The following is a 15,085-nucleotide window of genomic DNA, read 5'->3' on the forward strand; positions in this document are numbered from 1 at the left end:
TAACATGTTCGATGGTAACATAATTAGGTTTTACCGTATGTGAAAGTTGTAGCAATGTCCATAACGATTCCTTATACCAAATTAAGGAATTTCTAATAAATGAAATAGGTATATCTGGGGCATGTCCGTAGTAAGATTCATAGAGAGACTTCGTTCCTTGAAAATTAGACTTTTATTCAACTCGTCAATGATTAATGTCATTATTGACGCTGAAAAAAATGCTCATAAGTATATTTTTGCGACAAAAAGATGTTTTTTTATGAATTAACTATTGCGTCACCGAAATGGTAGCGATAACATAGAAGGTAATATGGGGACTTTGACAAAACTTTCGAGGAGGTAATGCCATGCTGCTTGCAGAAGCTGCCGCGCAAGGACCGTCTAAATTTCATACCTTCGATGTATTCATGATTTTGTTCACCATTCTTATATTAGTCGGTGTCGTCCGGTTGTTGAAAGCCCCGCAGAAGAATAAATTTGCGATTGCCTTCGGAGCTGTAAGCTTGATTGTGTTTGTGATCTCCGATTACGCCATGGTTATGAACTGGGTAAGTTAACTTAAGAGCACCGCCTGTCTAGGCGGTAATAATTGCACAGTTTTCTACTAAAAGACACCTTTAGCGCCCTCGGCGGCAGTTGAAGGCGTCTTTTTAAAAATATAGAGAGTTATAGATTTCACACAAAAGATGTATCAGGGATTAAGAGAGAGGGTCCGGTGAAGGGTGATGGGGAGAGAGAAACGCAGGGGGAAGACAGGCTTAAGCTTATTGCTGTGCGGAATACTGTTGTCCGTAGGTTGGGGAGGAGATGCTTCAGCGCTTGGTTTCGCTTCTACAAATGGATTACAGCTCAGCGAAGGCATCTCAGGAAAGGTTATCAAAGAGTTTGGCGTTGCTGCATCAGTTAGCAAGTTGAAGAATCTAGTAAATTCTGAGGACCTAGTGCCACAAATTATAGAAGCTACTGCTCCATCAGTAGTTGGCATTATCGGTAAATCCGCGGGAGAACACTCTAGTGGACCCGATGACCGTTATAATCTAACCCATGGGTCTGGCATAATTGTCAAAAGCAATGGCTGGATTATAACCAACGCACATGTGATCAAGGATTTGCAGAATGTCGTAGTGGTGACCTCGGATGCCAAAAAGTACAGTATTACTGAGAGCTATGCAGATGAGTATAGCGATTTGGCGCTGATCAAGATCAATGCTAAGTCCCTGAAGCCAGCCAAATTTGCCGCAGCAGCAATCGATCCTCTGGTTGGAGAAAAGGTTATTGCTATTGGGACACCGATATCCTTTTCGCTAAGAAACTCGGCAACCGTAGGCGTTATTAGTGGACTTAATCGCAAAGTAGATGCAGCCTATCGGCTTATCCAGAGTGATACGGCGATTAATCCCGGCAATAGCGGGGGACCACTGCTTAATATGAAAGGTGAAGTGCTGGGAATTAACAGCCTGAAGTATTCTGCGGTTGGCGTGGAGAACATGGGCTTCGCTATCCCGGCTGCAACCGTGCAATATATTATGAATCAGCTGTTTAAGTATGGTGAGGTCAAACGCCCAAGTCTGGGTCTGGAGCTGGAGGAAAGCTGGTCCGCCATAGTGGGGATTCCTACGGGAGATCCATTGAAGGTAACCAAGGTGGATGCAGCATCGGCGCGAAAGGCAGGCATTACTGCGGGGGATGACCTGTACAGCATTGATGGTCACCGTGTCACCTCCTTGATTGATATTAACGAATTGTTCAAAAGCTACGTACCGGGCGCAACTGTCCGGTTGCTGATGCAGAGTGATGGCGATATCGTTGTCCGCAAGTTAGTGCTCGGTCAGGGTGATCCCCTGATGGGCGGAGAAGACTCTGGAGCGGATGGCGATGGGCAAAAAGATGAGTAAGGTGGATGCGGATCAGGGGGAATGGAAGATGGGAAGTAAAATCGCAGTGCGGGGGATGTCTATTCTGCTGGCTTTACTAATGTTGCTGACTCTGCTGCCTGCAAAGACAGTACAAGCGGCAGAAGTTGCTAAGCTCCAATTCAGTTTTAAGGTTGGCAGTACTGCGGCTACAGTAAATGGGAAAAAAATCGTGATCCAGCAGCCTTTTATAGAGAATGGAACCGTAATGGTCCCCCTTGGTGTTTTCAAAAAAGCATTTGGCAGCACAGTTTCCCTAGAAGAGGATAATGTAGTGAAAGTCATGTATGGCCCGCACACAGGGGCAATGACGATTGGCAGCTTAACCGCTTGGAAGGATGGAGTCAAGATTAAGCTGACCGCACCACCGCATATGGTTGGAGATGTGCTGATGGTGCCGCTGCGTTATGTGGCAGGAGTGCTGGGAGCGAGAATTTCTCCAGGGAACGGTGGAGAGCTTCGGGTTACTCTTGTTCCCGCTGAGAGCGATGAAGAGACTCCAGTCGAGAATGGAATAGACAGCGATGTAGGCAAGACTCGAATAGGGAACAGCTACTTCCAATGGAACATGAATTATCCTTCTGGACTTATTGTGGGTGACAGTGGCGGAAATGAGAGTGTAGCTACTTTTATGAGTGCGGAGAACCTTTATTATCTGGAGGTTCATGCAACGCTGCAGGAGGTTTCGGTAGAACCTGAGGAAATGCTGGAACAGCTGGTTCGTGATGCAGAGGAGGGCGGGGAAACAGTTCTTGACCGGGAGACATTCCCGCAAGGTCCCGTTCCGTATGCGCGAATTGTTAGTAAAGATACCAGTGGAGCCATATGGGAAAGCAGACAATACTACGCTGACGGGAGATTATATGAGATTTATCTGACGGATGATAAAGCCGTTAATTATAAAGATCTCGATAAATATAATGGACTACTGAACTCCTTCCAGCCTTCTTTTGACACCAAGGATAAGAAAATTCGTGATCTTTCCACCGTAGTGAATGGCCTGCGTCCAGCCTACAATGAAGATTATGGAATTTCCCTGCAAATTCCCGCCAACTGGAGCATGGATGAACAGCATCTGCTTTTTGAAAGTAACCAGGGCAGCCAGTTAAATGTGAAGGTAACGTCAGCGCCCTCTGGTTCTACTCTGAACACCTGGTCAGAGGAACTGGGAGCTAAGACTCGCGAGAGTTTTGTCCCAACTGCTTATGCACTAAAAGGAAGCACTATGGCCGATGTATCCGGTGTGCAGGCGCAGATCAATGAAATGCAGCTTAATTTCGGCAATGGCTGGGCAACAGAATATCAGGTGCTGCTGTTAAAGAATGGTTACCGCTATTATTTTCAATATATGACACCTGCGGGTGAGGAGGCCGATAAGGCTCGATTCGCAGATATTTTAGCTACTATTGATATTGATTTTGACCTTATTAAAAAGAACTTTGGGCGGCTGGACGTGGATGATTACACCGCACTCAAAAATAAATCAATCACCAAAATATCCAAAACCTACAGTTTCGTCGTAGATATTCCGCGTCTCTGGACCCCTTATCAGGATGCCTTTGAGATGCAGAATATAGAATATCGTTTCACCGGCGGGCGGTTCCAGATCTATGCGAACCCGGAGGGGTCCGTAGAATATGCCGTGAATCTGCTCAAGGATTACTATCAGAACAAAAACGCTGATCCCAAGGGTCCGCGAGTTGAAAGTGTAGTAGAGTCAACTTTTGCCGGTCAACCCGCTACGACCCTTATTGTGCATCAGAGCAAAAGCGGCATTCCTAGCCTTATCAAGCAAATAATTTTCAGTAAAAATGAAGTGGTCTACACGATCACTCTTTCGCTGGATGATGCCAATGCTACTGCGGAGCAGCAAGCCATCCTCGACCAAACGCTGCAATCGTTCCGGTTTACGGGGGATGGGAGCTAAGAGGCAAAACGGATGAAATACCGCAATTATTCTGCGATTGTGCATTGTCCATTGTGGTGACAATTGCCGCTCTAATATTCGAATGATATAATTTACTCAGACGAAGAACGTCCTTTCATGCCAAATTCGGCAGAGGGGCGTTCTTTTTTATGGATAAAAAGGAATAAATGAGGAGGATGACTGTGGAATTTGAAGAGGCGCATCAATTATTGCTGGATCGACACTTAACCCTTAGAACAGGGGAACGGAGAGGGCGTTTGCAGAGAGGACATTCGTATGCGGAAAAGCTATTTCTGCACAATGTCTGGTGGCCATTGTTCGGTAACTTCAATGATTTGCATCCGGAATATGAAGTGTACGATTGGAACCGGAAGTCGCAATTTATGGATTTTGCTTTCCTTCCGCCCTTTGGTCGCTTTGGGCTGGAGTGTGACGGGTTTCAAAGTCACATCAAGGACATGGATCGGGAGAGATTCAGTTACTCCTTAAACAGGGACACTTTTTTGGCGGGGATGGGCTGGAAAGTCATTCACTTCTCAGTCGATGATGTGCAGAACCGCCCCGAGATCTGCCGGATGCTGTTGCAGATGGTGGTTGGTCCTTCGCTGATGAGGAATAGTACTACAAATCCGGCTACTCCCATAGAGCATGAACTTATACGTCTGGCGTGGAATTTAGGGAAGTCCATCCGTCCCAAGGATGTCATAAATCGATATGAGGTGGACTTTCGTACAGCCCGCAAGTGGCTGCAGCGCATGGTTGTTAAGGGCATGTTACGACCGATTATCAAGAATAAATATATATGTGCCTATGAACCAGTGGAAGGACTCTCCTCGAAGTTTTTTTAAGAGGGGGAGTTAAGGATCTGAGGCAGGGGAAAAGGAAAAGGCAGAGCAGAGGGTGGCTGAGCATGATGGATGCTTCCGCAGAAATCCTGTATTTTTTACAACATTCACCGTGAAAAAAGCCGTGATTCAACGTATTGTTGTACTAAATACAGGATTCCTCTCTAACGATGCCATCGGAGAATGGAAATGTTGGATTTCGTACAGTATTTAATCGTTGTAGGCAGAATATGCCTCGCAAAGCTGGATTTTATACAACATTTTGAGGAAGGCTAGCTAAAAATCAGGTTACTTATAGGCTGGTTTATGAGATGCATAAGTCTGCGCTTCTAACGAGGGAGGCTAAGTGGCAACTATTCAGCGAGTGCTAAAGATATTGGGGGCATTTAGGAAACCTCAGGTGTGTGTATGCCTCTGGATTCGAAGATATACGGACATGCGATGTACGATGTTCAATGTGTAATGTGTGATGTGTACTTCTAGCAGCATATGTATACGGTTGATTGTGAATATCTCCACTTTTTCTATAAAAATGTGGTAAATACGTGGCGCGGAGGTGTGATATTTGATACAATCAATAAGTTAAACATCTAGAAATGACCCGCCTTGCGGCGGTTTGGGAGGATATAAATGAATAAGCAAGAAATACGCAGACAAGACGTGGAGCTGTTAGCTCCGGCAGGTGACTGGGAGTGCATGCGTGCAGCGGTGGCGAACGGGGCGGACGCGGTCTTTTTTGGCGTAGAGAAATTTAATGCACGGGCTAGAGCGAACAATTTCCGCTCAGACGAGTTGCCGGAAATTATGGCGTTCCTGCACAGTTATGGTGTGAAAGGGTTCCTGACCTTTAATATATTGGTGTTCGAGAATGAACTGCTTGAGGCAAAGGAACTGATTGATACCTGCGTAGATGCTGGTGTGGATGCAGTGATTGTACAGGATTTAGGTCTGGTCAAAATGATCCGTGAAATCTCACCGGATTTCCCGATTCATGGCTCGACGCAGATGACGATTACTTCGCCGGAGGCGGTGGAGTTTACGAAGCCGTTCTCGCTGGAGCGCGTGGTGCTGGGCCGCGAGAACAATCTGAAGCAGATCCGTACGATTGGAGAGCAAGCCCGCCTGCCCATGGAAGTATTCGTGCATGGTGCGCTATGCGTCTCTTATTCGGGTCAATGTCTGACCTCAGAGATGTGGGGTGGACGTTCCGCGAACCGTGGCGAATGCGCACAAGCCTGCCGCTTGCCGTATGACCTGATGGTGGACGGAGTGATTAAGCCAATGGGCGACGTGACTTATTTGCTCTCACCTAAGGATTTGGCCGCGATTGATCTTATGCCGGAGCTGATCGAGGCGGGAGTAACCTCCTTCAAAATCGAAGGCCGGCTCAAAAGCCCGGAATATGTAGCCAACGTGGTTAGCAAATACCGCAAGGCGATCGACCGTTATTTTGACGGAGTCTGGTCAGAGCCGTCCAAAGAAGAGATGCGCGAGCTGGAGCAGAGTTTCTCCCGTGGCTTCACGCATGGCTTCTTGGACGGAACGAACAATAAAATGCTGGTGGACGGCACCTTCCCGAAAAGTCGGGGTGTCTATATGGGAACCGTTGAGCAAATTCTACGCGATGGCGTAGTCTGCCGTATTCATGCCCCACTTAAGCGGGGGGATGGTATTGTTTTTGACGCAGGCGATCCGGCGAAAAAAGAAGAAGGCGGACGCGTCTACGATCTGCGCCGTAAAGGCGTGAAGCTGGAAGGCGAAGCCGGAGAAGGTTGGATCGTAGACATCGTGGCTGGCCGCAACGATGTGGATCTGCGTCGCCTGCATGTCGGCGACCGTATCTGGAAGACAAATGACCCTGCGCTCGACAAGGCGCTGCGTCAAACGTACGAGACCGAGAAGCCGTACCGGGTCTTCCCGGTTGATATTAAGGTCGAAGGTCGCGTCGGCGAACTGCTCGCGACCTGGTGGACGGACGTGCAGAAGAACACGACCGTCCGTGTGGACTCGGAGCTTGCGCTGGAATATGCGCAAAAGCGCCCGATGGACACAGCGCTGCTGGAAGAACAATTCGGCCGCCTCGGCGGGACCGTCTTCCAGCTTGGCGCGTTGGAGTCGCACCTGGAAGGCGACGTCATTGTGCCCATGCGCGAGCTGAACAGCATCCGCCGCCGCGCGGTGGAGCTGCTTGCGGGCGAGCGCCCGAAACCTCCCGTCTACGTGAAACGGGAGGTCGAGATCTACAGCGACGCTGCCCCTAGGGGCGTCGCGGGTGTCCCGCACGGTGAAGCGGAGCTCACCGTGCTGTGCCGCAGCCTGCCGCAGGTGCAGGCTGCACTCGACGCCGGCGTGCACAGCATTTACGCCGACTTCGAATTCATCAAGCAATTCCCGGCAGCAGTCGATGCTGTGCGGGCTGCGGGTGCCAGCATTACGCTGGCGACGCCACGCATTCATATGCCGGGCGAGAATGGCTACCACGCCAATATTCTCCGCCTGCAGCCGGATGCGGTGCTCGTTCGTAACACAGGCGCGCTGTATTATTATTTGCGCAGTCGCATGGAGCACCCGGATGTCGTTCATCCGCGCCTCATAGGCGACTTCTCACTGAACATCGCCAATCATAAGGCGGTAAGTCTGTTCCTGGAAGCAGGCTGTGATGTGGTAACTCCATCATATGACCTGAACATCCAACAGATGGTCGATCTGCTGGGCAACAGTGATACATCACGCATGGAGATTGTCATCCACCAGCATTTGCCAATGTTCCATACAGAGCATTGCGTATACTGTACATTTATGAGTGAAGGCACAGACTTTACGAACTGTGGCCGCCCTTGCGAAGAGCAACGGGCTTCGCTGCAAGACCGAATCGGGATGGCTCATCCAGTCCGTGTAGATGAAGGCTGCCGCAACACCGTGTTCAACGCTGTTGAACAGTCGGGTGCTGAATATCTGAGCAATTTCCGCGAGCATGGAGTCTCCTCCTTCCGTGTCGAGTTTCTGGAAGAGACACCGGAGCAGGTGGCGGAAGTCATCAGTCTATATAGCCGTGCGCTGCGTGGCGAAATCTCCGGCACACAGGTATGGAAGAGTCTGAAGGCGACCAACCAACTTGGGGTTACACGCGGGCAACTGGTGAACGCCAAGTAGTAATGAGTTAATAGATATAGAGTCAGGTGGACAAGCAGGAAGTTATTCCTGCTGATTCTATCTGGCTCTTTTTTTGTAACCATATCTAACAATCACCCTGCCAAATATCGGCTATAACTGCTATAATTAAAAGTAATATGCCATTATATGATATCTGAAGGGTTAAAGATCAAGTTAGAAGGAGCCTATGTCATGAAAATCCGTAAAGCTATAATTCCTGCTGCCGGGCTGGGCACGCGCTTTCTGCCCGCCACCAAAGCTATGCCTAAAGAAATGCTGCCTATTGTAGATAAACCGACGATCCAATATATTGTCGAAGAAGCGGTTGCTTCCGGAATTGAGGATATCATTATCGTAACAGGCAAGGGCAAACGAGCGATTGAAGACCATTTCGATACCTCCTTTGAGCTAGAGTTTGGTTTGGCGGAGAAGCAGAAGTGGGAGCTGCTTGAATCTGTCCGCAAATCGTCTGAAATGGCCGACATTCATTATATTCGCCAAAAAGAACCACGAGGCCTCGGACATGCGATCTGGTGCGCGCGCAAATTCATCGGCAATGAACCTTTTGCAGTACTGCTTGGCGATGATATTGTTGAAGCAGAAACGCCTTGTCTGAAGCAGATGATTGATATTTACGACCAATACAAATCTTCAATAGTCGGTGTTCAACCTGTACCTTGGGAAGAAGTGTCACGCTACGGTGTCGTAGACGGCACACTGTTGGCTGACCGTGTCTACAAGGCCAATCGGCTCGTGGAGAAACCGAAGAGAGAAGATGCGCCTTCCAATCTGGCCATATTGGGCCGCTACATATTGACTCCGCGCATCTTTGATCTACTCGGTGAGCAGCAGGTGGGAGTGGGCGGAGAAATTCAACTCACAGACGCCATAGCCCGCCTAAGCGAAGTAGAGCGAATTATTGCTTATGATTTCGTGGGTCAGCGTCATGATGTCGGCGAGAAAATGGGCTTCATCCAGACCAGCATTCATTACGCGCTTCAGCGTGAGGAGCTTAGAGATGGCTTGCTCCGTTATCTTAAAGAGGTCATTGACAGCGAAGCGGAGAAGGCTATTAACCAATAATACTTGTACCCAGAAACCTAAAAATAGCGACTCCCTGTGATGAACAGAGAGTCGCTATTTTTTAATGTGAGACCTTCATATAGACCACTGTTAGCTTGAGGTACTGTCAATGGCTTATAGAAGTCTTAGTACTTCGTCGCTACGATTGCATCAATCTGAGCTGCTTCCGTTGGATCGGCAGCGATCAAGAGATCATATGCTGCCTGATCCTGACCGCTATCTTTCTTCAGCGCAGCCAGATACCAGCGGGCAATTTCCCGATTCTGCACATCTGTATAATCCGTACTCAGACCCAGCTTCAAAGTTGCCGCTGCGGTTTTGATATCCCCTGACATAAACTGTATTTTTCCAGCATTTAGTGCAATAGCCGGAGTAACCGAGAACGGACGTCCCTGCATTTGTTCGGGAGGGAGTGTTTTTAGATGCTCCACACCGTCAACTACATGTTTGTAGGCTTCCAGTCCTGTTTTGAAATATTGTTGTTTCTTAGCATCGTCCTTTTGTACAAAGGCCGCATTTCCTAGTGTAAAGGAACGACTGATCAGAGTATTGTACCAATCAATATCCCAGTTGAACTTATCAGCATTGTCGAGGTATACGCCGTAAGCCAGGTCGCTTTGTCCTTTCAGATCATAATAACTTACTAATTGGGCCAAAAGACTCTTATTATAAGGCTCATCCTTTAGAGCGCGCGTTAATACACTGTAAGACTCGACAAGGTATTTTTCATCTTTAGTCTGGCTAAATACCTGCTGATCCAGCGATGATAGGTACATAGCCGATTCAGGATGATAAGGGCGATCCTTCAAAGCCTCAACCAGAGGCGCTTTGATCTCTTCGTAAGATTGACTGACACCCAGTAGGTTTTTCGCCTTCAGAGCCGCAGCACTAGAACTGATAGCTCCAATTGACAGAAAGAGCAGAAACACAGTTCCGATCGCAATGACAGCGAAGTAACTGTTACGCAGCCAAGATGTATTCCAATTTCGGCGGAGAGGTTTACTTTCCATGACAGCTGCCATACCAGCCAGGCCAAGAAAGACCAGAATACCCATAAACGCATAACTCATATTGAAATCCAGTAGACTGTGGATGAGAATAGACAACGCAATGATCAGATAAAAGAAACCATTATTGAACTCATCTTTATCCCGTTTTACATATCCACGAATATATTTATAGAAGATATAGAGGATAAAGCCCATAAACACGATAAATCCAAGAATACCGACCTCAATCAAGTATTGGAGGAAGAAGTTATGCACCTGACGGCTTGTATAAGGGTTGTTCTGATAATGCTCATACAATGAGGACCAGCCCCCGCCTCCGGTACCGAGAATTGGGTAATCTTTAATAACCTTTACGGCATCTTTATAAAAAGTAATCCGTTCGAGTACACTGTGCTGTTTGAAGTTGATATTCTCCAGACGAGTTTCCATATTCGCAGGCAATATCTTGCTTGCACTTGTGCCGATGAGCAGGAACGCAACAATTGCGACCAGTACAACCGATCCGAGCGGAATCCACAAGCCAGTCAGCTTACGCGAACCCCAGCTTCCCAACTTCTGTTGCAGCCAAGGGGCCACGAAACGCTGAATGACCCAGCCGATGCCAGCCACAATTAAGGAAGCTCCCAGCAGGTATCCCCAACCCTTGAGAGCAGCGGAAGTAGTATACTTTGTACTCAGCTCTAATCCCAGATCAGTTATTGGAGTTGTTATCGCCAGCGCAGCAACACCCGCTACTCCGAGCTGTAGGATCCACAGAAGCTGCTGTGCAGGCTTTAGGAATAATAGCAGCAAGATGAACACAACAGGCAGCAATACGAGTCCACCGCGTGAGAGCGTCAGCAGGATCGATACAATGATGGGTACAAGCATAAAGCCATGTGTCAGCGTTCCATACCATTTACGGGAGCGAACCAGCGCGAAGACAGCTACAAACAGAAAAGCCATTAGGAAGGCTGCATATGTATTCGCATATTGGAAGATAGAGGTGAGCCGCAGACCGTTAGAGTCAGTCATTACCGCATCCAAGTATTTACCACCCTGCACTGTGTTTGAGAACCAGCCCACTAAAGAACCGGCGAAACTCCAGCTACCTAGCCAATTCAGGAGTCCAAAACCCACAATAAAGTAAGCAATAGCAAGCAGAGCGTTCTGAATGACAAGATTTAGTTGCTTTTGCTTCAAGAGATATAAAGCTATAATGAATATTGCGACATACATGCTCTGGATAAACAGCATATTCATCGCCATATAATGCGAAACAGCGACAAACAGCGACAGGGCATACGTTAGAGGCAGCAACAGTGCGGACACCGCTACCAAGTCCCTCTGCTCTTCCAACTTGAACTTTTTGTAGTACAGGCCAACCCAGACCAGCAGCATAAACCCGCTTAGCAAGGCCGCTACATATATTGGCTTCTCAAAGTCCACCTGCTGCCCATTAAACAATCCTACTTGAAATGGGGTCCAGATCAAAAACAAAATTAAAGCAACAACCAACGCCCATATCGAGGCTGGGATTTTTTCAACAATTCTCGACTGAGCGGCATTTTTACCGTATACTGGTTTCGACACGTTATAATCTCCTTTTCCTGTAGGTACGAGAATATTTTAGCATATTGAATAATCATTGGGCTACTTTAATCCGATTCTATGATGTTATTAGTTATATGTAAATGGCTTAACTTACCAAGAAATCGCATGGAGGCTTTATAAATGAAATGTAATAATAACCTGGATGTTGTCTATGACTAATGCCAAATCTCTTATTTATAAAAGACTTTATAAAATTGCAGTTAGATTTAAACCTATAGCGGTGAGGATATTCTCTTTTGAGACTAGGCAGCGCGTTAAGCAAAGGCTGCTCAAGACGGCTTTTCCTATCCATAGGAGTGTTAAGTTGTCACCTACAAAGGATGAGCTTACTGGTGTAAACCTTGTGGGGTACTCCAGAGCTGAGATGGGAATTGGTGAGTCTTGCAGAATAGCAGCTAAAAGTATCAGCGCTGTTGATATCCCATTTGGTATTATAAATTTCACCGGCACGAATTCAGCAAGTATGAATGATGATACTTGGGTACATAAGGAAATACTAGAGCCTAAGTATAATCTTAATATCTTTCATATTAATGCGGAACAAATGATTGAAATCTATGCTCACTATGGAAACTCCATTTTTAAAGATCGTTATAACATCGGTTATTGGCATTGGGAGCTACCTGATTTTCCTGATGAGTGGAAAGAAAGCTTTAATTTAGTGGATGAGATCTGGGCACCTTCTACGTTTGTTGTGGACTCTATTGCTATGAAAAGCCCAGTTCCTGTTGTTAAGATACCACATAGCATCGAAGTGAGGATCAACATTAAGCGAAATCGTGCTTACTTTCAATTACCTGAACACACTTTTCTCTTTCTTTCTATGTATGACTTGAAAAGTTATCAGGACAGAAAAAATCCACAGGCGTCCATTAAAGCTTTCCAATTAGCTTTTCTACCTGAAGATGAGTCTGTAGGTCTAGTGATTAAAGTAAACAGTGCTCAGCAACAGCGATCGCCAGAATTGGATGAGCTTCATTCACTGATTGGTAATTACAAGAATATTTACTTGATAGAGAAGACGCTATCGAGAAATGACACCAATGCTTTGATTTCCGTAACAGACAGTTACATATCCCTTCATCGGAGTGAAGGCTTTGGTCTAGGATTAGCAGAAGCTATGTATCTTGGGAAACCCGCTATAGGTACTAACTGGTCATCAAACACTGATTTTATGAATCACAGTAATTCTTGCTTGGTGGATTATACTTTAGTACAGCTTAACCATGATCACGGTCCCTATAAATCTTATCAATACTGGGCCGATCCTGACGTAGAACATGCAAGCCGCTATATGCGTAAACTTTGTGACGACAGAAACTATTATAAAGAAATATCGTCAAAAGGTGAGGAACATATAAAGAAAAATTTCTCTCCACAAGCAATAGGTGAACTGATAAAGAGTAGACTGCATTATATTTCTTTGTGGAAATTTGGAGGATGAAATGACAATCACATGTGTAATCATGGCAGGTGGCAAAGGGGAACGATTTTGGCCTAAAAGCCGGACTAACCTCCCAAAACAGTTTCTAAATATCTCAGGCACGAAATCAATGATTCAACAGTCGATAGCGCGACTGGAGAAACTGATTGATATTAGCCAAATCTTCATTGTTACCAATGAACTGTATGCTGAATTGATCAAGGCGCAAATCCCGCATTTACCACTAGCAAATATTATTATTGAGCCAGTGGGACGCAATACTGCACCATGTATTGGACTTGCATCCATAATTATTGAAGACCGTTTTCCAGATAGCACAATGATCGTAATACCTTCAGATCATATTATTGAGAATGAAGAGGGTTTTGTGAGAATCTTGAAAACTGCAGTAGAGGTTGCACAGGATAATAGCAATTTGGTAACACTCGGTATTCAACCAACATACCCTGAAACTGGGTACGGCTATATTGAGAGCAGCGATCAATCGCAGCAAATTAATGAATTACCAGTTCATAAAGTTAATAAGTTCGTTGAAAAGCCTGATCTAGCAACAGCCCAGTCCTATCTGGAATCGGGTAATTTCTACTGGAATAGCGGAATTTTTATTTGGAAAATAGAGACAATTAGAGGTTACATAAAAGAACTTATGCCAGAAATGCATGATATATTAGAGACAATGAAGACCGTTCTTAAATCCAAGGACCGCGATGCAATCATTCGGTCGGAGTTTCTAAAAATGCCAGACCAGTCCATTGACTATGGAATTATGGAAAAGGTCAATAATATATATGTTATCCCTTGTGTATTTGGCTGGGATGATGTCGGGAGCTGGACCGCTCTAGAACGGATTAGCGACCTTGACGAAAATGGAAATGTCATTAAAGGTAATATTTTAAACCTCGATACTAAGCGCTGCATCATAGAGAGCAATGGAAAGTTGATTGCTACTCTTGGAATTGAGGATCTAATTATTGTAGATACTGAAGATGTTACTTTGATTTGTACTAAAGACAAAGCTCAAGAGGTTAAGTTATTGCTCAAAGAGTTGCGTATGCAAAAGCTTGAACAATATCTGTAAGCTATAGATATTCAATTATTTTTAATAATAAAGGGGAACTATGAAATGACTAAACACGCACTAATCACAGGAATCACAGGACAAGACGGTTCATATTTGGCAGAACTTTTGCTCTCTAAAGGATATAAGGTATTCGGTTTACGTCGCAGAACGAGTGTGCCGATTCTTGAGAATCTTGAACACCTGAAGAATGAAATAGAATTTATTGACGGTGACCTGCTAGATTTAGGCTCCCTAATTAATGCGGTACGTATTTCTAATCCTGATGAAGTATATAACTTGGCAGCTCAATCATTTGTAGCAACTTCATGGATTCAACCAGTCTCAACTGGACTGGCAACAGGTATTGGAGTAACAAATATGCTGGAGGCTGTACGCTTAACGAAACCCGATGCAAGATTCTACCAGGCCTCAAGCAGTGAAATGTTTGGTAAGGTAGTAGAAACACCACAAAAGGAAACAACACCTTTCTACCCCCGCAGCCCATACGGAGTTGCTAAAGTATATGGCCATTGGATAACTGTGAACTATAGAGAAAGCTACAATATGTATGCTTGCTCAGGTATCTTATTCAATCATGAGTCACCACGTCGTGGTATTGAATTCGTAACCCGTAAGGTTACTGATGCTGCAGTAAGAATCAAACTGGGAATGCAAACCGAGCTGCGTATGGGCAACTTGGATGCACAAAGAGACTGGGGTTTTGCCGGCGATTACGTAAAAGCTATGTGGCTTATGCTTCAGCAGGACAAACCAGAGGACTTCGTGATTTCAACTGGCGAAACCCACAGTATTGAAGAATTGGTGGAAATCGCATTTACTCATGTTGGCTTGAACTGGAGAGATTATGTTGTTGTTGATCAGAAGTTCGTAAGACCGGCTGAAGTGGATCTGTTACTTGGTGATTGCACCAATGCTAAAGAGAAACTGGGCTGGAAACTAGAAGTTGGATTTGAACAGTTGGTGAAGATGATGGTTGATAGTGATATGAAGAAGGTATCTTCAAATTATAAAAACGACATAAAATCGGGTCTCTAAT

Annotated in this window: 10 protein-coding genes; 9 read left to right on the forward strand and 1 reads right to left on the reverse strand. The window is 45.8% G+C overall.

From position 1 onward, the window contains the following. Window positions 1-347 precede the first annotated feature (347 nt). From H1230_RS03995 to galU, 6 genes are all read left to right on the forward strand, one after another. A complete protein-coding gene (locus H1230_RS03995) occupies window positions 348-557 on the forward strand; it encodes a DUF2759 family protein (protein ID WP_239714343.1) in 210 nt (69 codons plus the stop codon). 168 nt (window positions 558-725) lie between these two features. Next, on the forward strand, window positions 726-1,895 hold the full coding sequence (locus H1230_RS04000) for a S1C family serine protease (protein ID WP_239714344.1): 1,170 nt from the start codon (window positions 726-728) through the stop codon (window positions 1,893-1,895). Next, window positions 1,876-3,840 carry a copper amine oxidase N-terminal domain-containing protein gene (locus H1230_RS04005; RefSeq protein WP_239714345.1) on the forward strand — a complete coding sequence of 655 codons (1,965 nt, stop codon included), beginning with the start codon at window positions 1,876-1,878 and terminating at the stop codon, window positions 3,838-3,840. The genes H1230_RS04000 and H1230_RS04005 overlap by 20 nt, the downstream gene beginning before the upstream one ends. A gap of 176 nt (window positions 3,841-4,016) precedes the next feature. Next, a complete protein-coding gene (locus tag H1230_RS04010) occupies window positions 4,017-4,688 on the forward strand; it encodes an endonuclease domain-containing protein (protein WP_239714346.1) in 672 nt (223 codons plus the stop codon). A 627-nt stretch (window positions 4,689-5,315) separates the two neighbouring features. After that, window positions 5,316-7,838: a U32 family peptidase gene (locus H1230_RS04015; RefSeq protein ID WP_239714347.1), complete on the forward strand. Its 2,523-nt coding sequence runs from the start codon at window positions 5,316-5,318 to the stop codon at window positions 7,836-7,838. A gap of 192 nt (window positions 7,839-8,030) precedes the next feature. Next, complete coding sequence (gene galU, locus H1230_RS04020; RefSeq protein ID WP_239714348.1) at window positions 8,031-8,921, forward strand: UTP--glucose-1-phosphate uridylyltransferase GalU; 891 nt, start codon at window positions 8,031-8,033, stop codon at window positions 8,919-8,921. 125 nt (window positions 8,922-9,046) lie between these two features. Here the strand turns inward: galU and H1230_RS04025 are convergent, their stop codons facing one another. Beyond that, entirely contained in the window at window positions 9,047-11,503 is a 2,457-nt protein-coding gene (locus tag H1230_RS04025; RefSeq protein ID WP_239714349.1) for an O-antigen ligase family protein, read from the reverse strand. A 172-nt stretch (window positions 11,504-11,675) separates the two neighbouring features. Between H1230_RS04025 and H1230_RS04030 the strand changes: the two genes are divergently transcribed. Genes H1230_RS04030 through gmd form a run of 3 tightly spaced genes read left to right on the forward strand, consistent with a single transcriptional unit; the run spans window position 11,676 to window position 15,084 of the window. Beyond that, the gene (locus H1230_RS04030) at window positions 11,676-12,968 is read left to right on the forward strand and encodes a glycosyltransferase (protein WP_239714350.1); all 1,293 of its coding nucleotides are present in this window, start codon (window positions 11,676-11,678) and stop codon (window positions 12,966-12,968) included. Between the two features lies 1 nt (window position 12,969). Continuing rightward, entirely contained in the window at window positions 12,970-14,046 is a 1,077-nt protein-coding gene (locus tag H1230_RS04035) for a mannose-1-phosphate guanylyltransferase (RefSeq protein ID WP_239714351.1), read from the forward strand. 45 nt (window positions 14,047-14,091) lie between these two features. After that, window positions 14,092-15,084 carry a GDP-mannose 4,6-dehydratase gene (gene gmd / locus H1230_RS04040; protein WP_239714352.1) on the forward strand — a complete coding sequence of 331 codons (993 nt, stop codon included), beginning with the start codon at window positions 14,092-14,094 and terminating at the stop codon, window positions 15,082-15,084. Window position 15,085: the final 1 nt, after the last annotated feature.

The organism is Paenibacillus sp. 19GGS1-52 (assembly GCF_022369515.1).
Classification (GTDB): Bacteria; Bacillota; Bacilli; order Paenibacillales; family Paenibacillaceae; genus Paenibacillus_AQ.